This window comes from Natronorubrum sp. A-ect3, from assembly GCF_041821125.1.
Classification (GTDB): Archaea; Halobacteriota; Halobacteria; order Halobacteriales; family Natrialbaceae; genus Natronorubrum; species Natronorubrum bangense.
The window spans coordinates 132,622-159,308 of sequence record NZ_JBGUBB010000003.1 but is presented as its reverse complement, the minus strand read 5'-3'; the positions used below and the strand labels follow the sequence as shown (position 1 = coordinate 159,308).

The following is a 26,687-nucleotide window of genomic DNA, read 5'->3' as shown; positions in this document are numbered from 1 at the left end:
GAGATTCCGTACCCAATCCCGGCCGACAGTCGTCGGGCTTCAACGACTGATTCGCGCACGCTCCAATAGACACCCATGACGACGACAGATCCGTTCGACTTCGAGGGACACTCCAGCGGAGAGCTACGCTCATCGCCGGCGGACACCGAAACCAAGACGGATCGCCGCGATGGATCGACGCTGCCACTCGGACTGACGCTTCTGGCTGGTGCCATCGCCGCAATCGTCGTCGTCCCGATTCTGTGGATCGCCGTCGTGGCGTTTAGCGTGGATTTCGATCGACTCAACTCGATCCTGTTTCGATCGCGTACGCTCGAAATTCTGGCAAACACGATCGCGCTCGTTGGTGTCGTGACGACGCTCTCGGTACTGATCGGCGTCCCGCTTGCGGTTCTGACCACGCTCACGGATCTTCCGTTCAAGCGGTTCTGGATGGGAGCGCTTGCACTCCCGCTCGTCGTCCCAAGTTTCACCGGGGCCTTCGCTTTCATTTCGGTCTGGGGACCGCAGGGGCTTATCCAGTCAGTGCTCGAACCGTTTGGTGTCACCTCGCTTCCCGAACTGTACGGGTTCTGGGGAACCGTCTTCGTTCTCACACTGTACAACTATCCGTTCGTCTACATTACAACAATCGCCGGACTGCGGGCGTTCGATAAAACGTACCTCGACGCCGCTCGCTCTCTCGAGAATAATCTCCGTGGGGTGTTCACGCAGGTGGTCTTTCCGATGGCTAAGCCGGCGATTGCAGCTGGAGCGTTACTGACAGCGCTTGAAACCGCAGGCGACTTCGGCGTTCCAGCGATGTTACGGTTCGATGTCCTCACACGTCAGATCTACATCGAGTACAACGCGTTGGCACACGATTACGCCGCAATGTTGTCGCTGCAACTCGTGGCGATCACGCTGCTAATTCTCGCACTCGAGTCACAGGTGCGCAGCCACGAGCGAATCCATGGCGACGCACGCGGCGAGTCCCGATCGTACACGCTCCGACTCGGCCGGTGGAAATGGCCAGCGCTCACGGTGTGTTCCAGTGTTGTCCTCCTCAGTGTCGTGCTGCCCGTCGGCTTCCTGACGTGGTGGCTCGTTCGGGGTCCGGACGTCTACGTTGGCTCGCTCGCGTTCCAGTGGGAGTATGCAGTCAACTCGATGTACGCCTCGGCGCTGGCAGCCGCCATTGCCGCACTGTTTGCCCTTCCGGTCGCGTACCTTGCTGCTAGATATCGGTCGGCTATCTCTGGTCTCCTCGAGCGGGCAACCTACGTCGGCTTTGCGATTCCGGGCGTGGTCATCGGATTGAGCCTCGTCTTCTTCGGCTCGAGGTACGTTCCGTCGGTCTACCAGACCGTCCCGTTGCTCGTGTTCGCGTACGTCGTGCTCTACTTGCCGTTGGCCGTCGGCTCGGTACGAACGTCGATCCTATACGTTAATCCGCGAGTGATCGAGGCTGCTAGATCGCTCGGATCGACGCCAGTCGACGCGTTTCGACGAGTCACCTTCCCGTTGATGATTCCAGGAGTCGTTGCCGGCGCGGCGCTTGTGTTCTTACATGGTATGAAAGAACTGCCAGCGACGTTGCTTCTCCGTCCAGCTGATTTCGAGACGCTCGCGACGTTTATCTGGACTGCCGAACGGAACGCCTATTATGGATATGCGGCGATTCCAGCGCTCGTCCTCATTATTTTGTCCGGATTCACACTTGTTGCGGTACTCTCCGAGGATGATTACGAGTACTGGTCGAAATTTCACTCGATCATCTGGTCGCTTTTTCGAGCGGACGATGATAGCGGCGCGGACGATGAGACCGGTGGCGGGGCGACTGCCAACCTCCGAAGCGATGGGATTCGCTCGCTTGATCAATCACGAGATGACGAGTTTGCCGACGCTGAGACCGTGCTCACGCTCGAGCGCGTAACGAAGGCGTATGACGACGACGTCGCGATCGATGGGCTTTCACTCTCGGTCCAGCAGGGTGAACTGGTTACGCTTCTCGGTCCATCCGGCTGTGGAAAGACGACGACGTTGCGGTTGATCGCCGGCTTCGAGCGCCCCGACACAGGAACGGTTCGCATTCGTGGACAACCCGTCGCAGATGACAACGTGTTCGTCCCCTCCGAGGACCGAGATGTCGGGATCGTCTTTCAGGACTTCGCGCTGTTCCCGCACAAAACTGTCGAAGCGAATATCGCCTTCGGACTGGACGATTCGACAGCCGACGAGACAGAGGAGATCGTCACCGACTTGCTTGACCTCGTCGGACTGCGTCAGTATCGGGAGAGCTATCCCCACGAACTTTCCGGGGGGCAGAAACAACGCGTCGCACTCGCCCGCTCACTCGCGCCCGAACCCGACGTCTTACTGCTCGACGAACCGCTCTCGAACCTCGACGCCGGGCTACGAATCCGGATGCGGGAAACGATTACGTCCATCCTCAAGGCGGTCGATGTAACCGCTGTCTGGGTCACCCACGATCAGGCAGAAGCGCTTTCAGTCGGCGATCGAACGGCGATCCTGAACGCAGGGATGCTCGAGCAGGTCGATCAGCCACGACAGGTGTTCATGGAGCCCAACTCGAGAATGGTCGCGGAGTTTCTTGGTCGAACGAGCTACCTCACCGGCCACCTTGTCGATGGACACGTCGATACCCCAGTTGGACGACTCGATCGAGACCGGGTCTCGGGTCTGGATCGAATTCAGTCGGAAACCATCGACATCCTCGTGCGACCGGACGATATCACGACCACGCCGACAACGACCGCAAACGCCGCCGGTCGGATCGTGACCCGGCAGTTCACAGGAACGATGGTCCGGTACCGAATTGCACTCGAGAACGGCGACGTCATCTGGAGTAGACACGACCATGAGGAGTGGTACGAAGTCGACACACCAGTTTCAGTGTCAATTAATGCAACTCATTCTCTTCCCGTGTTCGATCACTCTAGGTCGGATGAAGGCTAGCGTTGACATCCTCCACGCCGTAAACGACGTGGGGAATATCAAAAACCTTTCAGTTCAGATCGTGACAGATAGAACTGTCAACTGACAGTAACGCCTGCAACACTCAGAGGATGAAGTCAGCAGACAGAAGTTCCAATCACTCGGCCGGCTCGGTCCCCGTCACGGGTTAGTGGAGAACGCGCCAAGTGTGGAATTGAGATAGTGTCGTACCTGCAGGCCTGTGCGGAACCGGGCAAGTATGTCTGACTGATGGGTTGGGCATGCGAGTATAGCCAGCCCACCGCCCCCAACTTGGATGATCGGCTGTTGTGGCTTGTGCGGTGCGTGGCGACAACTCGGACAGTGAATTCCGCCGGCCGGGCGGTGGTTGAGAAGTTCGGCACGACCTTCGGTAGCGAGGCCACAGAGAGAACAGAACTCTTCGAGGTGGTTGTCACACCCGACGAGTGGAATCGTAAATTGATCAAGGAGCAGAAATGAGATGCTTTCTCTTCCCGGTGACTGTAAAGCAGACTCACAAGCAGTGCATTGGATTGAGTGATCCCTGTTGGGGGAATCTGCCGGTGACTGGAGAGTATCTCCCTTGTCCATAATCAAGGCACACTTCCGATTGGTGGGCCAGGCCGGTAAGTTGCGGGGATGATGTTCATGTCATTCTGCTGAAAATGCCTCGCTCGAGCTCAGTTGACGTCGATGATTTTGACTTCGAACGTCAGCGTTTCGCCGGCGAGACGAGGTTGAAGATTGGCACAGATATTAGCGTCAATACGGCTTAGCGCCCTAAATCCAACGCTAAACAGTCTTCTTGGAAAGTAAGCTACTGATCGGTGGCCAACTCATACTGTGAGATCAGCCCGTCGCAGGAGTTGGGCGTTGATGGCGACGATGACCGTACTCGCCGACATCAGAACGGCCCCGAGCGCTGGCGAAAGTAGAACGCCGATCGGGGCCAACACGCCAGCTGCGAGCGGCAGCGCGAACACGTTGTAGCCGGCCGCCCACACGAGGTTCTCCTGCATCTTCCGGTAGCTCTTCCGGCTCAACTGCACGAGGTGTGTGACGTCTCGCGGATCGTTCTCCACGAGGACGACATCAGCGGATTCCACGGCGACGTCGGTACCCGAGCCGATGGCGATTCCGACGTCGGAACGCGTCAGTGCGGGCGCGTCGTTCACCCCGTCGCCAACCATCGCTACCAGTTTACCCTGGTCTTGGAGTTCGACGATTTTCTTGTCCTTGTCTTCTGGAAGGACTTCGGCGAAGTACGTGTCGATGTCGAGTTCCTCGGAGACGGCGCGGGCGACGTCTTCCGTATCGCCGGTGAGCATCGCAACCTCAACGTCCATCTCGTGGAGCGCATCGATCGCCTCGAAACTCTCGTCGCGGATCACGTCCGCGAGCGTGACTGCGCCCACGGCCTCGCCGTTTCGAAGCAGGTAGACGACTCCCTGGCCGCGTTCCCCAGCCTCGTCTGCGAACGCTTTGAGGTCGGCGTCCGGTTCAACATCAAGGTAGCGTAGCAGGTTGGGTCCACCGACGTGGACCGTCTCGCCGTCTCGCACGCTATCCCCGTCTACGCCGGGAGTCGCCGCCGCTTCGACTTCAACGGTCGCGCGGACCCCGCGGCCTTCGAGCGCCTCGAACTCTTGCACACCTGGTACGGAAAGCCCTCGTTCATCGGCCTCCTCACGGATCGCCTCCGCAATCATGTGTTCGGAGTCGCCTTCGGCAGCAGCCATCACTGCCAGTAACTCGTCTTCATCCCAGTCGTCAGTCGTGGCCACATCGACGACCCCCTGTTCCCCTTTCGTGAGGGTCCCCGTCTTGTCGAAGACGATCGTATCGAGGTTTCGCGCTTCCTCCATGGCGATCCGATCACGGATAAGCATCCCGTTGCGCGCTGCCATCGTCGTGTTGATGGCGACGACCAGTGGAACGGCAAGTCCCAGTGCGTGTGGACAGGCGATCACGAGTACGGTGACGACCCGTTCCACAACTGTCAATCCGAACCCGACAGCGACGGTCCACCCGACGGCAGTGACAGCCGCCACCGCAATCGCAGCGTAGAACAGCCAGCCCGCCGCTCGATCGGCAAGCACCTGCGTCCGTGATTTACTCTGCTGGGCCTCCTCGACCAGTCGCATGATGCCCGAAAGCGTCGTCTCCTCGCCCGTCGCGGTCACGCGCACCCGGAGGCTGCCGTCGCGGTTAGTCGTCCCGCCGATCACTTCGTCGCCAGGTTCCTTCTTGACTGGTCGGGACTCGCCGGTAATCATCGCCTCGGTGACGTTCGACTCGCCCTCCTTGACGACGCCATCGGCGGGAACGTTCGCACCCGGTCGCACGAGCACGAGGTCGTCTTCAGTGAGTTCGTCAACGCGGACTTCTTCGGTCTCACCGTTCTCGGTGATCCGTTCGGCTGTGTCCGGCATCAGTTCGGCTAACTCGTCGAGCGCGCCCGAGGCGCGCCGGACGCTGCGCATCTCGATCCAGTGGCCGAGTAAGAAGATGACGACCAACGTAACAAGTTCCCAGAAGAACGGTTCGCCGATCCCGAAAGCGACCGCAGCGACGCTGTAGACGAACGCGACGGTGATCGCCAGCGAGATCAACAGCATCATCCCTGGTTCGCGGTTCCGCGCCTCGACTGCGCCCATCCGGAGGAACGGAATTCCACCGTAGAGGAAGACGATCGTACCGAGAACTGGTCCGACGAACTCGCTGCCGGGGAACGTCACGGCCACGTAGCCGAACCAGTCCTGGAGCATCGGGCTGTAGTATAGTACCGGAAGAGAGAGCACGAGGCAGACGAAAAAGCGCTGCTTGAACATCTCTTCATGACCGGCGTGATCGACGTGCGCCTCGTGGTCAGCGTGATCTTCGTGTGCGTGATCGGACGGCTCGTGAGCGTGTTCTGTGTGCTCTCCCTCTTGGTGTTCGTGCCGATCCGGCGGCTCTTCGGGACTTTCGGTCCGTTCAGTGGTCAATCCACAGATTCGGCAGCAGGGACAATCACGGTCGGTGGGCTTTTCGTCCCGTGTTTGCTCTTCGTGGACGTGATGCGAATTAGGTGTATCCTCGGGATCGTATTGTGACATGGGTAATGCCTCCGTTGCAGCCGTTCCCCAGATTCGTCGAGTCTTTCACCGAAGAGACGCCCGTGAGGAACGAACGGCGGGATTCGGTGATGGCCGCTGTTCTTGTTGTTCGTCACACAGGATCCTAATTATCGGGTGTGTTATCCTCTTGAATGGTCAGAAATACCTCCGAACGAGACCAAGTTGGAGGTTACAAATCAACAATCCCAGTCGTCTCGCCACCCCTCCATCAGTTCAATCTCTTCCTGCTGGGCGTCGATAATATCATCCGCAAGGTCGGCAATGCGCTCGGATTCACCTTCGTCCAAGATGTGTTCGGACATTGCGACGGCACCTTCGTGGTGACGGATCATGTGTTCGGCGAACAGGCAGTCGAACTCCTCGTTTTCGGCGCGACGGAGTTCCCGCCTATCGTCGTGGGTCATCATGTGCTCTCGCGGCATCATCTCCTCCATCTCGTCGGGGTGCATTCCGTTGCCCATCTCATCATCGTGCATCCCGTCACCCATGTCATCGTCGTGCATCTCGTCATCGTTATCGTGCATCCCGTCACCCATCCCGTTGCCGCGCATCATCTCTCCCATCTCGTGGGGCATCATGCTCCCCACCTCATCACAACCGGCGACGCCGGCATCATCGAGCAATTCACACATGAGATCGATCTCGGCTTCTTGCTCCTCAATTATCTCGGTTCGGAGATCGAGTAATTCTTCTCGATCGGTTCGCGCCGGGATGAGTTCGGCCATCTGGATCGCCCCCTCGTGATGTGGAATCATCATCCGGACGAACATGATGTCCACGGCGTTGAATTCGGTGTCTTCGTCCTCATCCCCGTCATCCTGTCTCCCTGTGGCCACGTAGCCCGCGAATCCGGCCGTGCTCGCCGCTCCAGTCGCACAGAGCATCTGACGTCGTGTTGGATTAGCCGCCATAGTACTATGATCTCACCCATCTATCTGATAAAATGCGGACTGGAATACGCAACCTTTTGCCGTGCTTGGCTATTTTCGGTAGGTGAAACTACCGAAATTCGAGTCCACAGTACCTGAATTCGGACAAAACGCGAACAGCGGACCCAGTTCGACTGTCGAGCGGATTGGTCTTTGTACCCCGAGACTTCTGCGTGCAAGGAAACGAACGTACCGGAAGACACAGTGCTCTGTGACTACGTGAAGTACCACGGGTCGGGTGACCCGTGGCGTCCGTGTCTACCCTTGGACAGGACCAACGGTGTTTAATTCCTCTCGCGCTTGCCTTCCGGCTCGCGTCGACTTCCGCTGTCGATGAACACCCGAAGCCAATACGACTCCATGAGAGTCGGCCGCTTCACACAGGCTCGATACACGCCGGCTGATCGAGACGAGGCACTCGAGATTAGCCGCGAGGCGGCCACCGGTTACAGAACATCGACGTTCTTGTTTGGCAAAGAAACTGGTGCGTTCGCACCTCAAGAACAGGTCACGTCGTAAACCACAATATCCCAACGGCGGTCGGGAATCCCACGACGTCAGTCGTGTGGAGGATGTCAACGGCAGCAGAGCATCTCGTATGACTGGAGCCAGTTCAGTGAACAGACGAAAGTCACGCTTGAGGCTGCTGCACGGGGAATACTCTTGGAAGCCCAGGATTAGAGCCTCATCACCGATGTACTGCATCCACCACGACCCGGTGAGAACAACATCGGGAAAATCGAGAACTAGTCCGTACGCGACCATGGCAACAAGATCGGTCAACTCGGTCGTCGCCACGGCTTCGACCTCGCAAGGGGTCGTCCGAAGCTGTATTACAGATATCTGTAACAGATACTCGTTACAGATTCACTCAAACTTATCGATAATCAATATATTGGTCAGAAAGAGCCAGATGACAACTGTTCGACTAAGGTAGGCAGTACTGTTCAGTACTGATTTTGGACCTTATCGATCTTGCACTGGACACAGAGATCGTCAGCGAAGCACGAGACACTGTCGTACGGACAGTCGTATTCCTCTACGTGAACGGACTGTCGGCGTTTTTCCTGCCGCCAAACGCTTTCCCAATCGTCAATATTCATATCGGCAGACGTGAACACGACGTCACCATCTCGGTCCACGATTTTCGCTACCGTCACCGAGTATTGATTTTCTTTGACGACGTCAATCGCACCCTCGTATGAGTTACAACTGAGTTCCTCCGTTCCAGATTTGTCATTTAAAAGCCGAACTCGGATCGATCCGTCGTATTCTTCCGTTGGATCCAGCCCAGAAGTCATGGTGCATAGTCTCGGAATAGTGGTTAAAAATTTGGGATACGAACACACCTCTGGGTGATCTCGATGACGGCGTTACCTCTCGAGACGGCAGCATTCAATCGGCACTGCGCTGCTCCGGGTACCAGCCACTCTATTCCGACATATTGTGGAGAAACGACCGCAGACTTTCGAGGATTTCTGGCCGTTCGTCGACAATCGATTCCAGCTCTCGATGTACTTGGGTGTGACAATCTGTACAGAGTGTGATGAGATTGTCCGGATGGTCGGGACCGCCGGCTGCCCGTGGGATAATGTGGTGAACGTTGTAATTCGGTCCTGTTTCGTCCGTTGATGAGACGGCAGCTCCACACCGCTGGCACGTATACTCGTCGCGGTCGAGAACTGTTTGTCGAGTCGAATTCGTACGCTGTTGTGAGTCACCGAGTTTCTCTCCGTGGACGATGGTATGGTGTGCTCGCATCGCGACAGTGTTTGCAAAATCATCGCGGCCACACGATGGACACGCCGGTGCGTCGCCAGCAAACGCCGAAGCGTCAGAGCCAACGAGGCTTTCTCCGTGGGCAATCGTGTGATGAGCTTTCATATCGACCTCACGGTCGAAATCATCTCTCCCGCACGTCGGACACTCGTGTCCCCCCATACCTCGAACTGCGCCACACTCGCTCTTGATGATTTTCTCAGCGTTACTGATCAATTCCGAATACAGGCGTACGACGGATAACGAGTAGCGAGTTCCGCGGTAATCCAGCCGTCTGTCGATCACCCGTCGGACAGCGAATCCGGCGCGCATGGAAGATAGTGATGCTGGCACCACTGGCAGTGGTCGCCAGTAGCATACTCGGCAAACGAGAACTCGGCAATTTGATTCATCTCAGCCGTAACATCCTCTTTGACGGCTGTGAGTTCTGACTTGGTGAACGAGCGTGTTTCGACCTTCGGCCCAATATTGCCGACATACGCGTACCTTGCGTGCGTTACTGGCTTGTCGTACAGATCACGACACGCCAGCAGGTAGATCGGGAGTTGCTTGTCGTCCTCGAGGTCGCGGTGTCGCTCGGTTGCTTTGTAGTCGATAACGAATAATTCCTCGTCCGGCGTTCGATACACGGCATCAATGAAGCCAACGAGTTCGTGCTCGTCGATGGCGATCGGCTTGTACAGCTTATTAACGAGTACGACGCAAGGGATCTCGTCTCGAAATACGTGTCCGGTGTTCGGGGAGGGGGTTGGACCCATCCGTCACCGATGGCGGGGGACGCAGACTTCGAAAGCGATTACGAAAACGCAGAAAGGAGGGCGGATAAGAGGTGCGTTCCGGCGCGTTCGGGCCTTAGAATGGAATCAGTACGTGGCCTACGCCATCGTCGGTGTTATCATCTTATTTCTACTATCGGAATTCTCGCTGGTGTTTCGCTCCTCGATCCGATCGTGAATCTACTCGCAGTAGTATGGTTCCTCCTCCTTGTCACGATACCAATCGCATGGTATCTCGATATGCGCCGTATCCAGTCTCAGTCAGAGTGGGAACCGACGGCGTGGCTCTATCTCTTCGGGGGTGTCATACTCCCGTTTGTTGCATTTCCACTCTACTATTATCGACGGTGGAAACGAGTTGGATTGTGACTTCTCTTGCTGCTATTGAACTATTAGCCACTGTGTGGCTTCCTCTCATTTCTCGAGTGGCGTCTCGTTTCTATAGACCATCTGCATCGGAAGCCCGGTCGCATCGGTCGGTGGATCCGATGGTAACCGCCGGAACTCCTCATGCGAGGCGCATGCAGTGAGAGCGAGAGCGAACGCATCTAACACGTCGTCGAGACCGACCCTGTACTCCAAACTTCGAAGTTCTCGAGCGATCGTTCGCCAGTCACCGGTCTCGTATTCAGGAACGGACTCCAGTGTGGACAATCGTTCCTCAATGCCGGCAGCAGTATGTTTGCTGTGCTCAAGGGGGTTCCCGTTAAAAGCACGAAAGCAGACCTCGGGGTGGCCCTCAATGAGTATATCCGAATCACCGTCACTCTGGAGTAGGTCCGCGACGTCGACAATCCCCTCTGAGATGCTGGCTGCTTGTTGTGTCAACCCTTTTCCAGTGAGGGAGTTGTTCTTCGCACTCACCTCAGTATACTCCGCCCCTTCCGACGCTAACCTCGCGGCTTCACGTGCTGGTGCTGTGAACACTGAGGATGATCGAGATCCGATCACGGTTCTGGCAAGATCATCACACCGTCGAGAGATTTCCCCGTCCTCTTCGACACATGGACACGAATCCGATTCGAGAGATTCACAGAGTCCGATCGGGACATCAACGACAATACGCTGCGCCGATTCGCCATGCTGTTCCCAAATCTCACGGATCTCCTCGAACACGGCAACTGAAGGTGTATTCTTCCCCTCAGAATACACAATTGCGACCCACACACCGGACGACCAATCAACACCAACATACTGTGACTTCATCTTTGATACGTCATTCTCACTAGCTAACTTCTATCTATGGTCCATCGCTCCATATTATTACCGTGAGTTGATTTGGGTCTTCTACTGACCCCCTTTCGTATGACAGCGGGGCGTAAGGTCACCCATGATCTCCAGTAAAGCTCTGTCGACCTCACGGAAAGACACAAGAAGAAAGAGGAGATATTCTACTTCGCTTACACTAAATCCTCTTCGATCATTTCAGTTCATTTCCACGGGTTTGGGACGAGGTCGGCCTGCACCTCGGCGCCGACCTCGATTCGGCAGTCGGAGCGGGGTTTAGCTATGCAGAGGAGCACGTAGCCCGCCCGTCGGTGCCGGGGTTTCAGCCCGTTCGCTCGCTCGACGTGGACGAGGTCGCCATCCAGGAGACGCCCGGTGCAGGTGGCGCAGGCGCCGTACAGACAGCCGTAGGGGACGCCGAGGCCTTCGCGCTCGGTGGCGTCGATGACCGTCTCCCCCTCGGCCACCTCAACGGTCGCCTCCTGGCCGTCGCGCCACTCGAGGGTGACTCGATGCATCTATTGCCAGATGTCGCTGGTGCAGTCGCCGCCGGGCCAGCGAATCTCGTGGGCGCGGGCCGGGCCACCCGGGGCGTCGCCGAAGTCGACGAGGAAGTCCTCGTCGAGTTCCATCCGTCCCTCGTCGGGATAGACGTCCGCCTTCATCATCAGCGACCCCTTCTCACCGATTTCGGGGTAGAACTGGTTGTCCCACGAGGAGAACAGGGACGTCGTCCAGTAGATGCGCTTGCCGTCGCGGGAGAGCTGGAGCATCTGGGGCGCGCCACGGATTTCAGTGCCCTGAATCTCCTGTCGGTCGGCGAAGTTACCACCGGCCCAGATCTGATCGACCAGCCGAGGGTTGCCGAAGTCGCTCACATCGTACATCCGCATGTCGCCGTGCAGCCAGTTCGAGAAGAACAGGTACTGGTCGTCCAGCGAGAGGACGATGTCTGTCACGAGACCGGGGACGGGCATGTCCCAGTCGGGATGCTCGCGGGACTCGATGTCGATTACCTTCTCCCATTCCCACACGCCGTCGCTCTCCTCCCAGAAGCGGAGGATGTTCGAGGAGAGCCCTGCACCGACGTAGCCCTGGGTCTCCTCGGGATCGTGCGGCATGCGAATCTCCAGCGGAATCTGCCCCTCCTCGCCGAAGTTCAGGGCCTGCTGGTGTTCCTTGTTCTCCCAGTCCCAGATGTGGATACTGTCGCCGTACTTACCCTCCTCGACGTCGTCGAGATCGAAGCCGGGATAGTAAGTCTTCGGCGCGGCCCACTCTGTCGAGATCATCACGTTGTGACGGGGCTGGTACCAGTAGTCGTAGTTCATCTCCATGTCGCCGCGGTCGGCTTCCCATTGGCCGTCGATGGAGAAGTCGCTCTGGTCCAACTGGAGGAAGCCACCGGGAAGTTCGCCGTTTGCGTCCCCGAGCATACTGATGACGACCTTCCCACCGGGGACACAGTGAACCGTGTGCGGCGCAGACAGATCGTATTCGAAGATCTCCTCGGGTTCGATGACCTTCTCGATCTCCATATTACGCGGGTCCTCGGCGTCGAGGATGTGTATGCGAGAGGACCGCTGTCCGGGGACGATGAGGTGATCGCGCATCAGTCCCTCGGCGTGACACGATGACGAACAGGAGTTCCAGCCGAAGTGATGGAGTTCGTCGCCCTTGTTCGGCATCTCGACGGTGTCGACCAGTTCGCTGTACGTGTCCGATTCGGGGTCGAGGTCGACGACACCGATGAAGTCGGAGCCATCAACGTCCATCCCAACACGGAGCGCGACGACGAATGCCGTCTTCTCGCGCTCCGACTCGGTCCGCATCGCCGCGGGCGTCGGATAGCCCGGTCCCTCTACCTCGTGGTGTTCGTGTCCGTGCTTCTCGGCCGTGCTGCTGGGTTCGTCAGTGCTCATGCGAGACAGTGACACCCACATGACGACCATGAATAATAATTAAGTTGTCGAGCGACAACTCGTATCGGTTGCTCGACCTTAGGGAAACCTTATGCGCTGGCCGATGTACTCCCCGGGTGTGTTCGTGGTGTCCCACGACGACCAGGAGGGTGCCTGATGCGTGAGTTCACGTTCGATATCGTGTATGAGACGGGTTCCGATCCGGTGATGGACGTGTTCATCGAGCATCCGACACTCGTCGCCAAGGCGTTACACGGCTGTGTAACCGAGGACCGCTTCTGGCGCATCGAGCGGCTGATCGGTCCGACGGCGGCGCTCGATGCAGTCGAACGACTCCGTCTTGACGAGACGGTACAAACGGCGTCAGTGACCGAAGCGGACTGTTCGGCCGTGCGGTACCACGACGTGCTGGAACGCTCGGACGACGAGCGGGTGATCTACACCCACGTCGAGGACGCCGAGGACGGCGAATCCGTTCAGACGCTCGCCGGTCGGTATCTCCCCCACGGATCACTCTACTGCACCTCGCGTCGGGAGAACCGTCACAGCTGGCGCATCTTCATGAAGTCCGACGAGAATGTGGGCCTGTTGTACGACGCTCTCGACGCGAATCTGCGGGCGGGACTTGCTTTTCGTATGGGTCACCTCCGCAACGCCGAGGGGTGGGGACACAACTCCTTAGGGTCGGTAGTCCTCCCCCCGGACCAGCGGACAGCGATGCGCGCGGCCCTCGATCACGGCTACTACCGGACGCCGCGAGAGATCACGTTGGACGACCTGGCTGGAGAGCTCGACGTGCCACGGTCGACGCTCTCCTATCGATTGCGTCGGGCGGAAGAACGGCTCGTGTCGGGGTATCTCGGCGAGACCGACTAGCTACTCGTTTAGCCAGGGCTCGTCGATCCGCTCGTAATCCTGGAGTTCGTCCCCGAGAAAAAAGAGGTCGATCTCCCGTTCGTTTGCGCCCTCGCCCTCGTGGTCGGGTATGATGCCCTGCGCTACATCGCGGCAAAGTCTTCACCGGAGTCAGGAAGGTACTCAATGATACTCCGATGGGCACCGAATTCGCTAATAATCGTTTGTAGCGCGTCGATGACAGTCGCGATGTCGCGGTTGAGCTCATGTTCACGGTACGTTCCACCATCCTGGCCACGATGCTTCATATCCGAAAACGTTAGATTGAGAATCTCGAAGTCAGACAAGAAGCTACGCATTCGACGAGCGGTTCGGGGATCACGGCCCTGGAACTCACAGAACTCTTTGTAGCGCTGATAGACAACCCGCGAGCGAGCTGGTGTCGCATCTTCCGCAGCGAGCGTGGTCAGTGCATAGAGTGTGAGTTGCTCGTGTTCAGTGAGGTCGCGCATGATGTCCATGCTTTGCTGTGCTTCGAGTTTCTCCTGAGCACGTTCGACGTGGTCAGTCGTAACCGAATCTGCGTTCTCGGTGCGAGCGAGATCGCCAGCCTTCCGAAGGAGCGTTATGGCCCGTCGAGCGTCCCCACCATCCTGACGACCAAGAGCAGCACACAACGGAATCACTCCTTCCTCGAGGGCGCCCTGGTGGAACGCGATATCTGCCCGTTGCTCGAGAACTTTCTGGAGCTCTTTCGTGCCATAGGGTGGGAACGAAATCTCGGTTTCACACAAAGACGACTGAACCTTCGCGTCAAGTTGCTCTCGGAACGTCGAGTCGTTACTGATCCCGATGAGGCCTAACTGAATGTTGTCGATGTATCCGTTGTTATCGGCACGAGTGATCTGATAAAGGAATGTGTCGTCCGTGATGTGGTCGATCTCATCAAGAACGGTGATCACGGTCCCAGAGAGCTTATTGAGTTCATCCCAGAGAAGCCGATAGACCTTGGATTGCGGGTGACCGGTTTCAGCGATATGGTGTTCGGGTTCCCGGAGATTGTTCACTAGACTGATCGCGGCCTGATAGCTTGTACTGAGACCATCGCAGTTAAGCGAGATTACAGAGAGGTCGACGTCGAAATGGTCTGCCGATTCTTGGAGTTCGTTTAGCAAGAAATTCGTCACAGCGGTCTTCCCAACGCCAGTCTTGCCGTAAATGAAGATGTTGTCGGGGTATTCACCGTTGATGATCGGCTGCAGCGCCGCTTCATATTCCTCAATCTCGTTATCCCGTCCGACGATATCGTCCGGGACGTACTCAACTTTGAGCGTATTTCGACGTCTGTATAGGGTGTCGTCTGGCTGGAATCGAGGAGTCATATTATGATCGACTGACTCAGGCTAGAATTATAATTGTTTCCACCGCCATTTCCAGTATTTCCAGTATAACTACTCTAGGGCATTGCTTCCGCTATTCGATATTGACCCTACTGTTTCCAGTCTATAGAGTGAATACCTGTTATACGGAGGACTATCCTGACGAATTCGATACTCTGTGAAGAGCTTCACACCACTATTTCCAGTAAACGATCTTTTTTATAGGATACGGACACCACTGTTTCCAGTAAACTAGAATCGGAAGAGAGCGTGGGGATTTGGGCAAGAATGACGGAACACCCCCACCCCACTATTTCCAGTAAAACACCACGCAAGAGAACCACTCGCGAAATGAAAAACTCTAAATTAGAGAAAAGTTTATAATAGTGCCGTTTGAGCTAGTCCGTAGGAGAGCTATAGCACGGTTAGTGTTGGTGTTGAATCTAGTGAAACAAAAATCTGCCACACTTCGAGAGACCTTCGTCATTAGTTTTACTGGAAATAGTGGGGGGTGAGTGGGTAGCGTACATCCTCTTTCATGTAAGCGCGTTAGTGGAAATACTGGGGTGCTCGCTGCCGGATTCGGAGACGATGGGGTACAGTTCCTTTGCAGTCGCGAATGCGGCACAGATCCGTCTAGAGGAACGACTCGAAGTCTTCCGGGAAGACCGAGCGTTGTACAATGAAGTCAAATCGATCGTAACCGACCGCCAGGACGGTGCTGAGTGGCACCGCCGAATCTCAAAGGGGAAACTGTGGGCCAACCGCGCCCGGAGCGCAAATTCAGGACCGGGATTCGACCTCACTGACGTTTGGCTTGAGTAGGTCCGCTGTTTTCAGTTCCTCGTACACAGCTTCGGCCTATGCCCGCTTTCGGGCGACTCGAGCGCTAGTTAAGGTATCGTCGCACGGTTTGATTGGTTGGCTGTCGGGCTCGAGCAGATTGTATTTGGCGGAGAGGATATACCAGCTGTCGTGATGGCGCTCACAGTATCGACGTGCTTTGCTGAAGAGTGTTGACGGGCTGTATAGTCCACTAAGTGAAGCTGGTCGCTCGAGTTTCGTCTTCGTACAACTGATCAATCCAATTCCAGTCATTGCAGGTCAGTCGACTATCTCCCACGTGACGACGGCTCCTTGCTGGTGGGCAGGGTGTTGCAACCCATCGAAGTAAGCGATATTGCTCGTCTCGACCTGGAAATCGTACCAGTGACCGACGTCCATGCAAAACTTTTCTGCGACCGCTTCAGCTGTCATCTGTTCGTACTCTTCGTCGATTTTTTCATAGTAGAGGCCAAGCACTCCGCCGCTCGATTCGAACTCCGACTCGTAGAGTTTCTTCGTGTCGGTGAGAAGTGACGAAGAACTTCGCTCAGGGAAGGGCGTGAATATGCGTGCGAAGCTATTCGGATCGATGTTCCCGTTATCATAGCGGAACCGGAGTAGCTTAGCCTCTACTGGGAGTACTTTCTCATCATAGTCGAGAACCAGGTCACATCGCTGCTTTCCGTTCAAATATGGGACTTCTGTTTCTATCGTTCTCCGCAGGGGATGGCCCTCGAGTGCGTCGAGAATCACCTCAATCTGATTCTCTTCCTCAAACGGCCCGATTCCAGATTTCCACCGATCGTGTTCGGCGACGGAGTCAACGTCCGGAGTTGCAGATGTGAATGCAGTCGCCAGCTCAACGAGAGGGCCAGTCACGTTATTTTTCACTACTGTCACTTTTCCAGTCCTTCTACAAGTGACTCTTCCTTTGACTGTCTGTTCAGTGTACAGCTGATAGGCTTCGACGGTGTTTGTATCCAAACACTAGCTGAATGCCCTACGACTCGCAGTTGATCTGACTTATGCGTTGAGTGTATTGCGGATATGCTGTTGCATGTGGGAGTTGATCGGGATGTCTGCACATCGATCATCCAGCCCAATCGTTTGTAGTAGGAGACTCGAGTCGTCAAGCAGGGAGATCTGAAGGTATGTACCCTCCCGATATCCGTCACTTGTTCTTACCATGTCTATGATTTTTAGTGTCTCGTACTCACGAAGTTGATCGGTGATCCGCTTCTGTCCGAGAACATTCGTGTCAATCGCCTCAGCGAATGTTCGGTAGACCTGATACATCTCGGTCGCCTTGAACGATGACTGATTGGTGAATTCGTCCATTGCAGCCAGTGCTGCAATTGCGATCTTTGCTTGCGTAGGGCACCCACGAATTAGATCCTGTATTCGAGTTACCTCCGCATCATCGTTAGCGACACGAACGTGCTCTTCACGGACCATCTCGGCATCGTTGTCTCGAGCAACCTCACCGGCGAGTCGGAACAGATCGATCGCCCTCCGTGCATCACCATGTTCTTGGGCTGAAAACGCAGAGCAGAGTGGAACAACATCGTCGGTTAAGACTCCATCGCGATAGGCATCTCGTCGACGGTCCAGAATATCGCCGAGCTGGTTTGCATCGTATGCTGGAAACACGATTTCGTCGGGCGAGAAGGAACTCTCGACACGAGTGTCCAGACGATCTCCGTATTTGAGGTCGTTGCTGATGCCGACAACGGTGATACTGGCTTCTACATCGTTCTCTTCACCGGCCCGTGGGAGTTGCATGAGGAGTTTGCTGTCATCTGCTTCCTCCGGTGGAAGATTCTGGTCATCATCAGCCGGCGCAAGACGATCGATCTCATCGAGAACGACGATGACCGCGTCATAGAGTTCGTTGATGACAGCCCACAATCGATCGTAGTAGGCACCTGTAGCGATTCCGGAGCTCGGAATTGAAATTCCTGTTTGTTCTGGATCATTCAGACTCTTCGCAAGATGAATCACTGTCTGAACCTCTGACCGGCGTTGAGCACAGTCGATGACTGCACGGCCGATCTGGACTCCGTTCGAATCCCCCCGTTGTACCACCTCTCGACTCACGTATCGAGTTACAAGCGTTTTTCCGGATCCAGACTTACCAAGAAGAAGTGTCCCTTTCCCACCACCACCAGTGATCGTCGGCTTGAGTCGACGGGCAACGGTCTCAATTTGGTCGTTTCGTCCGACAATTTTGTCTTGGTCGGGGATGTGGTCAATGCGCAGAATATCCTCGTTAGCAAAAATGGGATCCTCTTCATGTGAACTACCCTACCCTACTCGCTCACGGCTGACGCCGTTCGCTCCTTGAGGGTAGGGCTTCCTGCTTCCACGACGCGCTTTGCAGATACCGAGGTATCCACAGGGAGCGCAGTCTCCACAGGCGTTGATTCGGAGTATCCCACTCCTACGTCTTCGAGGCCGCGAGAAAGGATGTTCCACGCCGCGTTCGCGTCCCTGTCCGCCTCGAACCCACAGGCAGGACAAGAGTGTTCACGGACCCACAACGGCTTCTCCGTCGAGACGCCGCACGACGCGCACTCCTTGGTCGTCCCTCTCGGGTTGACCGCGACGAAGTGCGCCCCCTCGCGCTCGCACTTGTATTCGAGCAACGAGAGGAACGTTCGCCACGCGGCAGACGCCGTGTTGCGGCTGTTCGACGGACTTTCCATCATCCCCTTCACGTTCAGGTCCTCGACCGCCACGAGGTCGTATTCCCGAGCGTAGTAGTTCGAGAGTTTGTGCAGGAAGTCGCGGCGCTTCCGTCGGAGGTCGGCGTGACACTCCGCAACCTGTCGCCGTTGCTTCTCGTAGTTGTTTGACCCGTGTTGTTTGCGCGAGAGTTTTCGTTGCCCGCGTTCCAAGCGTTCGCGTTCGTCCGAGAGGTCGAGGGACCCGACCGCCGTGCCGTCGGTGTCGTGGGCGTACTTGAGAATCCCCACGTCGATACCGACGCACTTCTCGGGATTCTCGGGGAGCTCAGGAGGTTCGCGGTCCATTTTGACGCCGAAGGTGGCGAACCACTCGCCCGTCGGTTCCTTCTTGACCGTGACCTGTTTGAGTGTCGCGTCGTCGGGGATGGCGCGGTGGAGCCGAATCGGTATGTCTCCGAGTTTCGAGAGTGATAGGACAGTCTGACCGCCCTTCTTGTCGAGCTTGAAGCCAGACTGACTGTACGTGAAACTGCGGAACTCCCGTGGTGGCTTCCATTTGAGTTGGCCAACGCCGTAGCCGTTCTCCTTGAGGTTGGAGAGGCCTTTGAGGTTGTCGAACAGGCGTTCGACGACGGTTTGGAGAACCTTCGAGTACACGTCCGAGAGGCCGTCCCACCACTTCTTGAGATCGGGTAGCTCCGACCGAAGCGTGGTCATGGACGGCAGCTCGCCGTGTTCGTCTTGGTACTCGTTGAGACGGTAGAGCGTGTGGTTGTAGAGTTGCCTACAAATGTCTCGGTGGCGGTCCAACTCCTCACGGTGGGCGCCGGACGGCTTGAGACGGTACTTGTAGGCGTAGTACATTCGTTACTCTCGTTCCTCAATCAGTTCGTCCAACTGCTCGCGGACGAACGACGAGAGGTTGAGGTGTTGGTCCTCAATCCACTCGTCTTGGTCCTCCCGAATCGTGATTGTCTTTCGTTTCACCGTAATGCACGGTATACACGTTACACGTATAATGGTTTTGGCGAGACGGTGGCCTGTGGGCCGAGCGCCGAACGTGTATGAAAACTGTGCGGCGCTGTATCCCCTCCCTGCTCGCGCCTTCCCTTCGGTCGGCGCTCGCTGAGGAAGGGGGCTTAGCGCCTCAATTCAGCTAAGACAGCAAGTGGATCATCACGTGTGGCAGATTGAGAATGAGCAACCGCGCCATGTTCTGCGGCATACTCTCCAAGGGTCTGGATCCCATCCGAGGTTGAGGTCATACACCGTGTTTCAAATGAATTTGTATTAGTTCTTTCTCTGAAAAATAGCCTTCTTGTATATTGGTGCTATTGAAGGGCTGAGTACAATGGATAGGTTGGGGCCTCCTAGTTAGTGACTCACTCGTGGCGAACACCACCTTTCAAATGAAAACGCTTGCACTGGCTGTGAAATAGTATTTGGCCGTTATACCCAATTTCAAATGAATTTGGCGAGGTGTATTTGATTTGATCTATGTGGGTCGATCCAAAGCACCCCCACACCACATTTCAAATGAAATCTCGTACTGACTCGGAGTGTACTCGAGGGACGAATTAGTAAAATTCCGCCCTGTAACGGCTCAAGAGGGGATATACTACCGAAATCAATTGAAAACCGGCGTCGACCTCGATAGTGGTTCGAGGTCGCTTGTTTGAGCGGAGTCTGATCGACTCGAGGTAGATTCTCTCGTTGTGCATATAAAACGGGATGTGGATACAAGACCAGTATCTGAATTGCAGGTTTTAGCCACCTATGATCTTCTTTTAGTCTCTACTCTACTACTAGATTACCTAGATAGGTATCTATATAATAGACGATCAAAATCTTTTCACTCCATTTGAAATATAATCACTCCAATTTGGGGATACAGCGTTGCTTCCAGCTGTTCACCGGTATATTCGACCGGTTCGATACAGTCGCTGGTCTGACTCCGGCCTTTCGTTTGGAGATGAAATCATCTGAAATCCGGTGTGGGGGTATACTTTGTACCCATCTTGAGAGTCAACGTGTCTCTAGTTGCACCGCTTTTTTCGAATAACCACCACGTGGTGTGATTCAAATACGAGAATGAACACCACAGCTTTTGTTATCACATTCGAAGTGGTGCCTTTCTAACACTCGGTTAGAAGGTCTCTCGAACTGTCTCTTCGCCACCTTCACTTGAAGAGGTGGTGTGTCACTGACCGCACCCCCCTCACTTACGCCTTAGATGTGGCAACACCCAGGGTTCCGAACTCCTGTCTAAGAGCACTCGACAACTGGTGTGCAAATGAGTCCAGAGCGGCTACCACCACCCTTGTTGGCAACTCTTGAAGATGCAACAGAAGTCGGCCATCGATTCGATATTCAGTTTTGATCGACCGATCCTGCGTGAGATAGACGAGTAAGCCGGGAACGTCATCCGCTAGCTGATAGGAGGTCATCTGATAGATGTCGGGTTGACTCAGCTGTCCTGTTTTCCACTTTGCGTCACCGACGAGTTCGAGATCACCATCTGGCTCTCTGATGACGAAGTTCGGATACATGTTTCTTGATGCGCTGCCACCAGTTACGAGCCCCTCGAGTCGGGACTTTGCTTTGACAGTCAGCGGCTGAACGTCCCATCCGTCGCAGGGACAAGTCCAGTGCGGATCTCGAGGTCGACACGCCGCAGATGCTTACAGCCGTTGTCTGGCTGGCGCTGCTCGAAATCAGGACAGGTACACGTTGTTGCCTCGATGTCGACCTCGTAGGTAGCACCGCTCTCACTCTCGACCTCGTAGATCGGGCCCACTGTCGCAAAGCGGACGTCCAACTTCTCGTTCAGTGCACGGCGCGTTCGTGGGTCGTCGATCGAGTAGCCACCTGCCTCGAGTGCAGTCGGTGGCTGTGGTTCCTCACAGGGGGTAGAGAATTCGTTGCGACGGTTGCGTTCTTGTCCGCACTTCCTGCAGCGCCAGTAACGTGTGCGGTATTCGTAGCCGCCGGTGAGATTGAGTTCGTACGGTGTTGGCTCCGCGCCTGGCAGCCACTCGTCGGTCGCGACGAGTTCGTGTCCGTTTAGTCGGGCAATGTCTCCTGGGTAGCTGCGATCGCGGTCGCTCGTGTACTCGTTTGTCGGTTGATCTCGATGCGGGTCGCTCTGGAGTGGTCGATTTGTACTCATTCGTGGCCTCGAAGCACACGAGTGTGCGCCTCACCCTTTCAGGCGCACAAAAACACCGCTTGGAATTTTATGTCTGCAAATTTTTAAATAAGATAGTGTGAGAAGATGCTATTGGTTGGCCCCGGTCCGCTGGAGACAGAATATTCAGTATCGGTGCCGAGCTTGACGTGATATCCTCAAGCTTGCCATAACTCGAGAATCATGACTGTGCCTCTTTGGTTTTGAATTGGACATGATCCTGGTGAGAAATATCATATGTTGGCGAGCAGTATATTTTCGACGTCGGGTTATCACACGTTGGGTTGAGACACGACTTTTTCGAGTATCTATAATTGTCAAATATTTATTGTTCCATTACAATTCACACAGGCGCGAAATTGGACGCACCTGAAGCCATCTATGGCGCATACAAACTGCGCCTACTGGAGAGGATGTCGTGGAGCCTTGAACCAAACCCTGTTTGGGATTGTTTCTGAACAAGGATAGTTTCACCTGCCTTTCATACTCACATTTCAAACACAGTGTCACTGTCTCCATCTAAATCAAAGAGTAGATCAAACGCTGGATGCTTGTAGAGAACCTCACCACAGGACTTGCATTGAGTGAATAGAGACTGTTTTGCACTCCAGTAATCTGTCCGCTCGATTATCGCTTTCCCCTGTTTTCCGTAGTGTCCACCAGTGACCTCAAAATGATCGAATTCGTCACTTCCGCATTCCGGACACGATTCGCTGAGTCCGTCCCAATCGTTTCGGTTAACTCCGGTTATTTCTGTTTCCTTACCGTCTTCATCTGTTACTCTAATTCGAGTTTCCATCAATAGATGCCTCCACCTATTGGTGGTGCAAAAAACACAGCCGTGCGCTCGAGACCGTAAAATCGTATAATTTCTCGATGGATAGTAAGAGATCTGCCCTTCGGGGCTATTATCAATAGTACTGTCAGCCGCTTCGAGTCACCTATGAGACCGATTCTCGCGTGGGTCGATCGTGATGCGCTCGACGATCAACTCGGGATGCACCTCGCCGCCAGCCCGCGTATTGCGTCCGCCGCTGTCGCCACTGATGGTGAACGTGATAACGAGTGTCCCGACGACTGCGAATGTCTCACCGACAATAGTCTCGTCTGCTGGCCGTGCTACCGCGCCGGCCACGAGGAAGACGATGACTGAGCCTCAAGTCCGTGACGACGGTTGCCCCCGGTGCGGTGCCGGTGTCTTCCCGGTCGAGATCGATGGACTACGAACTCAACACTGCTGCGGGCACTGCGGCATCGTTGCAATGGCCCAACAACGGTGCCCACGTGTGCCCACTGCAGGCGCGTGCTTTCGCTGGTGCCGGCTGACGACGTCGAACATTCAAGAGCCCCCTTGGGTTCGGACTGGCGAACGACCGCATGCGCCAGTTCTGTGGTGTGCGCTGTAAGGCGCTGCGGAAGACGTCGATCCGGGCCTTGAGCAGACAAGCGACGCTCGCCGCGTTCAATACTGGCACCCCTAAGATGCGCAGCCCCGACGCAATCGCGTGGTCTGTCGACTGACCGTACACTGGGCGCGACTCATTTCACTCAAAACTGCGTGCCCAGCCGCTGTGTTATCGATTGTGTGAAGTGAACTGCAAAAACGAGTTTCTGAACCAGTCAGATATTCAGTCATACATGACTAGACAAAAATAGGACTGAGGGTTATTTGAGCCAGACTGTGGGATCCATTCGTATGCGGGTCGGAGACACTCTTTCCCGGCGAAAAATACTAGCTGCCATCGGCACGGGAACCGCCGGCACGATCCCAACTGTACAGGCAGATAATCACAATCGTAGCGATAACTTCCCGGATGTCAGGCAAGGGCAAGGCTTCGAGATCACGCGACACGATTGCGCTCGCGTAACCGTCGATGCCGTCGAGCCGTCAACGGAGATGCTCGAGATTATAGTAATGTATATGGTCGGCGAATCGCAGGCGGAGACGGAGATGTTCTACGTCGACCAACCGGACTACCCCTACGAGTTCGTGGCGAACTGTCACCTTGACAGGCTGGATAACAGCCACGGCTCGGCAACCGTCTCGATGATATCGATTTGGGATGGCGATCGAATGCTATTACAGTCGACGCAACCCGAAGATAACGAGCATTGTGGTGACGTAATTGAGCAAGAGGTCGACCCGTACGTCTTCGAGAACTTCTGCGACTAACGCATCAGTCCCCTCGTTATTATTATAAAATCTCAAATCAGTAGAGACGCTTTCCATCGTATAGTGGCGGTTTCTTCACCGAGGGTTCCGTACGCCGACTGACCGCGTTTTTGCGAAGACATCGCGGTTCCTCGCCTGTCCGAGATACCGACGGGCCTCCATCGCGAAACGTATGACAATCGGTTTCCCCTTTTCCCCGGCCGCAGCAATGATGAAAATTTACTTCTTCGAGACACTCACGACTGTAAATCGCCGTACATCGGTCAATTGACCCAGTTGCCGCTTTCGAGACAATAGACTGATGATCTATGGTGATATGAGGCTCATTGCTCGCTTTCTCTTCCGATCGGCAGTGAACCCGTGTCGTAATAGAATGGGAAACCTGTGGCCAGCGAGGGCGGTCAGTAACTCAAGTGGCTGTTCAGAGAGTGCTGCCACTATCGACGAGGCCGATCGACGAGATCGTCGATCGGGCCGAGAACGCCATTGACGCCGGCGACAAGGCACACTTCGAGGGGGACTCTAATTTGGCGGGACAGCAGTACGAAGCAGCTGTCGACGCGCTCGCAGAGGCCAAGACATTAACGACAGAACTAGCTCCTGATCGAGTAGCAGAGATCGATCGACAGTTGCGCAGCGTCCGAGTGCGCCAACAGAGTCTCGAACTGTCTGGGCCCCACCAAACGGTCCGTGATCTCGTGGCCGCCGCTCGGGAGCACGCTGCTGCAGGAGACCGGGCCTTCCACGACTCTGAGTACGAGGTCGCATTGAAGGAGTACGAGAGCGCGAGGGATCGATACGAATCACTCGCGGACAGCCTTCATGAGTTCTCGTTCGACGAGTGCACAACTGATCCGATGGTCTGTGATGTTTGTCGCCAGCGCTTCGACGCGGCACTCGACTTCTGGCGGATCAATCTCGGTGTCTCATTGCAGGTGTGTCTGGCATGTACGCGGTTCGGTTCCGACGGGAACATACCCAATCCACGGGCCGTAGCGACTGAACAGCGGGCTGTCGTCGAAAACATCGAAAGTATTCGAGACGGTAACGTTGGGTTGGACTGGACATCTGACGCTCCTCCGCAGTCCGATGAATCGGAAGATGTCGGCACTACTGGCGATAGTCGAGATACACGCCAGATCCTCATGCAGTTGGTTGGACTCTACCAGCAACTCGGCGAACCACCTACTGCGGCAGACTTGGATGAACATACAGACTTCGGGTACCTCGCATACCGCGACGAATTTGGGAGCCTTTCAGAGGCGCTTCAGGCTGCTGGATTCGAGAGTTGATAGTAATATTTGACGAGTCTTTGGTTCCCATCTGAAAACAGCTCTCGGTACGTAGAACTGGTCAACCGATAGGACTATATTTTACAAAGGTATTCTTCCAATATGCTCTGGAGAATACCAGAAGATGTTGAGGATAGTATCGGTCTATTGAATAGTAAGCTGGTAGTCCAGATTGGGACGGTGGGTCAGCATGCAAATTGAGGATACTCGAGCGATATTCACTGCTCTCTTCGCTGGATCCGTCGTTCTTGCGAACGTGCTGGCGGCGAAATTGACGTGGGTTGAGCTACCTGGAATCGGTGGCGTCGCCGTCCCAGCTGGGTTCGTTGCGTTCGGTGTTGCGTACCTCGCATCTGACTTGCTTGTTGAGTACCACGGACGTGAGTACGCGGCATCAGTTGTCAACGGGACCGTGTTCACGCTTGCTGTGTCGTATCTGCTGGTCTTCGCGGCAATCTGGATGCCGACAGCACCTTTCTATGACGGGCAAGCGGCGTTCGTGGCCACGTTGGGCGACTCGGCGTCGATTATTCTTGCGTCAGTCGTGGCATTGGCAGTTGCTCAGCACATGGACGTGAGGTTGTTCTCGAAGCTCAAGGCTCGAACAGCCGGTCGCCACCGATGGATACGGAACTGCGGGTCGACAGCTGTTAGTCAGGGCGCTGATACAGTCGTGTTCATCACACTCGGATTCGCAATCTTCCCAGCTCTCGGACTTGGTGGTGATCCAACATGGGGATGGGCGCTAGTCTCGATCGTCGTTGGTCAGTACTTGGTCAAGTTACTGGTTGCGCTTGTTGACACAGTCCCGTTCTATGCAGTGACGGAACTCGTCGAGCAGAAGGCCTGACACTGTTCACTGGAGTACCGTTAGCGCATTTTTCAAAATCACGGTTCGTGCAGTAGCTCTCGGCCACGTTACCTGCTCACGCACTTTGCCACAGAAGAGAGTGTCATAGACTGATTGGCATGGCGTTTCTTTTTCCCAACCGAACTGAACAGTCCGTTCACTACACCTGCTTATCTATCGATCTGATACACGTAAGCTGGTTGACGACTGTAGGATGCTGGGAGAGGTTCTCCGTTAACAAGTTTCCTAAGCTCTGTAAAGGGGAAACGGTCCTCTGGTTCCAGTTCCCGGCAGTCACTGAGAAGGTACAGAGTATCTGCACCGTCAAAGTACTCACTCCAAGTGTCTTGATCTGCTACGTATTCACGTAATCGGTCGGCTTTATCAGGGGTGTCCGTTGGATTAACGATAATATCTTCAATGGTTCCAACATGAGTGACGACATTCTCTTCCACTCCACGCGATTTGATATACGCTGGAAGTTCGCCGTGACGTTCAACACCGATCTGAGCGGACCGCCATGGTTTGTTTGCACGGTGTGTTACTTTTGAGAGTTGTACAGCGTCTTCCAACCGTGACGGAAAATTACGTGTGAACACTGCTGGATTACTGGCGTTTCGCATCGCCACCTGTGCTGAACTATATTCTTGCTGAGACATGTTCCCATCGTGATAGGGATCAAGATGACATGTCTGTTTTCCATCCGGTAATTCCTTCGTCTGCACTTAC

21 protein-coding genes and 2 pseudogenes are annotated in these 26,687 nt (G+C 55.3%); 7 read left to right on the top strand and 16 right to left on the bottom strand.

Annotated elements, in window-relative coordinates; all coding sequences use genetic code 11:
• Window positions 1-75 precede the first annotated feature (75 nt).
• Entirely contained in the window at window positions 76-2,958 is a 2,883-nt protein-coding gene (locus ACERJA_RS12740; protein WP_373608629.1) for an ATP-binding cassette domain-containing protein, read from the top strand.
• An 836-nt stretch (window positions 2,959-3,794) separates the two neighbouring features.
• Here the strand turns inward: ACERJA_RS12740 and ACERJA_RS12735 are convergent.
• Window positions 3,795-6,056, bottom strand: a complete 2,262-nt coding sequence (locus ACERJA_RS12735) for a heavy metal translocating P-type ATPase (RefSeq protein WP_373608628.1) — start codon at window positions 6,054-6,056, stop codon at window positions 3,795-3,797.
• Between the two features lie 197 nt (window positions 6,057-6,253).
• Window positions 6,254-6,961 (bottom strand): DUF305 domain-containing protein, encoded by a 708-nt coding sequence (locus tag ACERJA_RS12730; RefSeq protein ID WP_373608627.1) that lies wholly within the window; start codon window positions 6,959-6,961, stop codon window positions 6,254-6,256.
• A 405-nt stretch (window positions 6,962-7,366) separates the two neighbouring features.
• Here ACERJA_RS12730 and ACERJA_RS12725 point away from each other — a divergent pair, with 405 nt between their 5' ends.
• Window positions 7,367-7,525 (top strand): hypothetical protein, encoded by a 159-nt coding sequence (locus tag ACERJA_RS12725; RefSeq protein ID WP_373608626.1) that lies wholly within the window; start codon window positions 7,367-7,369, stop codon window positions 7,523-7,525.
• Window positions 7,526-7,953: 428 nt separating this feature from the next.
• Here ACERJA_RS12725 and ACERJA_RS12720 read toward each other — a convergent pair whose 3' ends face one another.
• The 6 genes and pseudogenes from ACERJA_RS12720 to ACERJA_RS12695 form a co-directional block, all read right to left on the bottom strand.
• Window positions 7,954-8,307: a hypothetical protein gene (locus ACERJA_RS12720; protein ID WP_373608625.1), complete on the bottom strand. Its 354-nt coding sequence runs from the start codon at window positions 8,305-8,307 to the stop codon at window positions 7,954-7,956.
• Window positions 8,308-8,437: 130 nt separating this feature from the next.
• Window positions 8,438-8,767, bottom strand: coding sequence for an HNH endonuclease (locus tag ACERJA_RS12715; RefSeq protein ID WP_373608867.1), 330 nt, complete (start codon window positions 8,765-8,767; stop codon window positions 8,438-8,440).
• 299 nt (window positions 8,768-9,066) lie between these two features.
• Window positions 9,067-9,450 (bottom strand): annotated as a pseudogene (locus tag ACERJA_RS12710) (PD-(D/E)XK nuclease family protein); the annotation flags it as partial.
• Window positions 9,451-9,975: 525 nt separating this feature from the next.
• Window positions 9,976-10,767 (bottom strand): DUF429 domain-containing protein, encoded by a 792-nt coding sequence (locus ACERJA_RS12705; RefSeq protein ID WP_373608624.1) that lies wholly within the window; start codon window positions 10,765-10,767, stop codon window positions 9,976-9,978.
• Window positions 10,768-10,991: 224 nt separating this feature from the next.
• Window positions 10,992-11,306 carry a 2Fe-2S iron-sulfur cluster-binding protein gene (locus tag ACERJA_RS12700; RefSeq protein ID WP_373608622.1) on the bottom strand — a complete coding sequence of 105 codons (315 nt, stop codon included), beginning with the start codon at window positions 11,304-11,306 and terminating at the stop codon, window positions 10,992-10,994.
• On the bottom strand, window positions 11,307-12,710 hold the full coding sequence (locus ACERJA_RS12695) for a selenium-binding protein SBP56-related protein (protein ID WP_373608621.1): 1,404 nt from the start codon (window positions 12,708-12,710) through the stop codon (window positions 11,307-11,309). It lies immediately after the preceding gene.
• Between the two features lie 156 nt (window positions 12,711-12,866).
• On the opposite strand from ACERJA_RS12695, the gene ACERJA_RS12690 reads away from it, so the two are divergent.
• Window positions 12,867-13,586 carry a helix-turn-helix domain-containing protein gene (locus tag ACERJA_RS12690; RefSeq protein WP_373608620.1) on the top strand — a complete coding sequence of 240 codons (720 nt, stop codon included), beginning with the start codon at window positions 12,867-12,869 and terminating at the stop codon, window positions 13,584-13,586.
• A 122-nt stretch (window positions 13,587-13,708) separates the two neighbouring features.
• Here ACERJA_RS12690 and ACERJA_RS12685 read toward each other — a convergent pair whose 3' ends face one another.
• From ACERJA_RS12685 to ACERJA_RS12655, 7 genes and pseudogenes are all read right to left on the bottom strand, one after another.
• Window positions 13,709-14,947 (bottom strand): orc1/cdc6 family replication initiation protein, encoded by a 1,239-nt coding sequence (locus ACERJA_RS12685; RefSeq protein ID WP_373608619.1) that lies wholly within the window; start codon window positions 14,945-14,947, stop codon window positions 13,709-13,711.
• Window positions 14,948-15,805: 858 nt separating this feature from the next.
• On the bottom strand, window positions 15,806-16,042 hold the full coding sequence (locus ACERJA_RS12680) for a DUF6884 domain-containing protein (RefSeq protein ID WP_373608617.1): 237 nt from the start codon (window positions 16,040-16,042) through the stop codon (window positions 15,806-15,808).
• A gap of 6 nt (window positions 16,043-16,048) precedes the next feature.
• Window positions 16,049-16,753 carry a transcriptional regulator gene (locus ACERJA_RS12675; RefSeq protein ID WP_373608616.1) on the bottom strand — a complete coding sequence of 235 codons (705 nt, stop codon included), beginning with the start codon at window positions 16,751-16,753 and terminating at the stop codon, window positions 16,049-16,051.
• A 39-nt stretch (window positions 16,754-16,792) separates the two neighbouring features.
• Window positions 16,793-18,061: pseudogene (locus tag ACERJA_RS12670) on the bottom strand (AAA family ATPase); the annotation flags it as partial.
• 17 nt (window positions 18,062-18,078) lie between these two features.
• Complete coding sequence (locus tag ACERJA_RS12665; RefSeq protein ID WP_373608614.1) at window positions 18,079-19,320, bottom strand: RNA-guided endonuclease InsQ/TnpB family protein; 1,242 nt, start codon at window positions 19,318-19,320, stop codon at window positions 18,079-18,081.
• A gap of 1,744 nt (window positions 19,321-21,064) precedes the next feature.
• The gene (locus ACERJA_RS12660) at window positions 21,065-21,625 is read right to left on the bottom strand and encodes a hypothetical protein (RefSeq protein ID WP_373608612.1); all 561 of its coding nucleotides are present in this window, start codon (window positions 21,623-21,625) and stop codon (window positions 21,065-21,067) included.
• 505 nt (window positions 21,626-22,130) lie between these two features.
• Entirely contained in the window at window positions 22,131-22,442 is a 312-nt protein-coding gene (locus tag ACERJA_RS12655; protein WP_373608610.1) for a hypothetical protein, read from the bottom strand.
• A gap of 144 nt (window positions 22,443-22,586) precedes the next feature.
• Here ACERJA_RS12655 and ACERJA_RS12650 point away from each other — a divergent pair, with 144 nt between their 5' ends.
• The 4 genes from ACERJA_RS12650 (at window position 22,587) to ACERJA_RS12635 (ending at window position 25,958) form a co-directional block, all read left to right on the top strand.
• Entirely contained in the window at window positions 22,587-22,796 is a 210-nt protein-coding gene (locus tag ACERJA_RS12650; RefSeq protein ID WP_373608609.1) for a hypothetical protein, read from the top strand.
• A gap of 543 nt (window positions 22,797-23,339) precedes the next feature.
• A complete protein-coding gene (locus tag ACERJA_RS12645) occupies window positions 23,340-23,816 on the top strand; it encodes a hypothetical protein (RefSeq protein WP_373608608.1) in 477 nt (158 codons plus the stop codon).
• 428 nt (window positions 23,817-24,244) lie between these two features.
• Entirely contained in the window at window positions 24,245-25,108 is an 864-nt protein-coding gene (locus ACERJA_RS12640) for a homing endonuclease associated repeat-containing protein (protein WP_373608606.1), read from the top strand.
• 190 nt (window positions 25,109-25,298) lie between these two features.
• The gene (locus ACERJA_RS12635) at window positions 25,299-25,958 is read left to right on the top strand and encodes a queuosine precursor transporter (protein ID WP_373608605.1); all 660 of its coding nucleotides are present in this window, start codon (window positions 25,299-25,301) and stop codon (window positions 25,956-25,958) included.
• A 170-nt stretch (window positions 25,959-26,128) separates the two neighbouring features.
• Here the strand turns inward: ACERJA_RS12635 and ACERJA_RS12630 are convergent, their stop codons facing one another.
• A complete protein-coding gene (locus ACERJA_RS12630) occupies window positions 26,129-26,617 on the bottom strand; it encodes a hypothetical protein (RefSeq protein ID WP_373608604.1) in 489 nt (162 codons plus the stop codon).
• Between the last annotated feature and the right edge of the window lie 70 nt (window positions 26,618-26,687).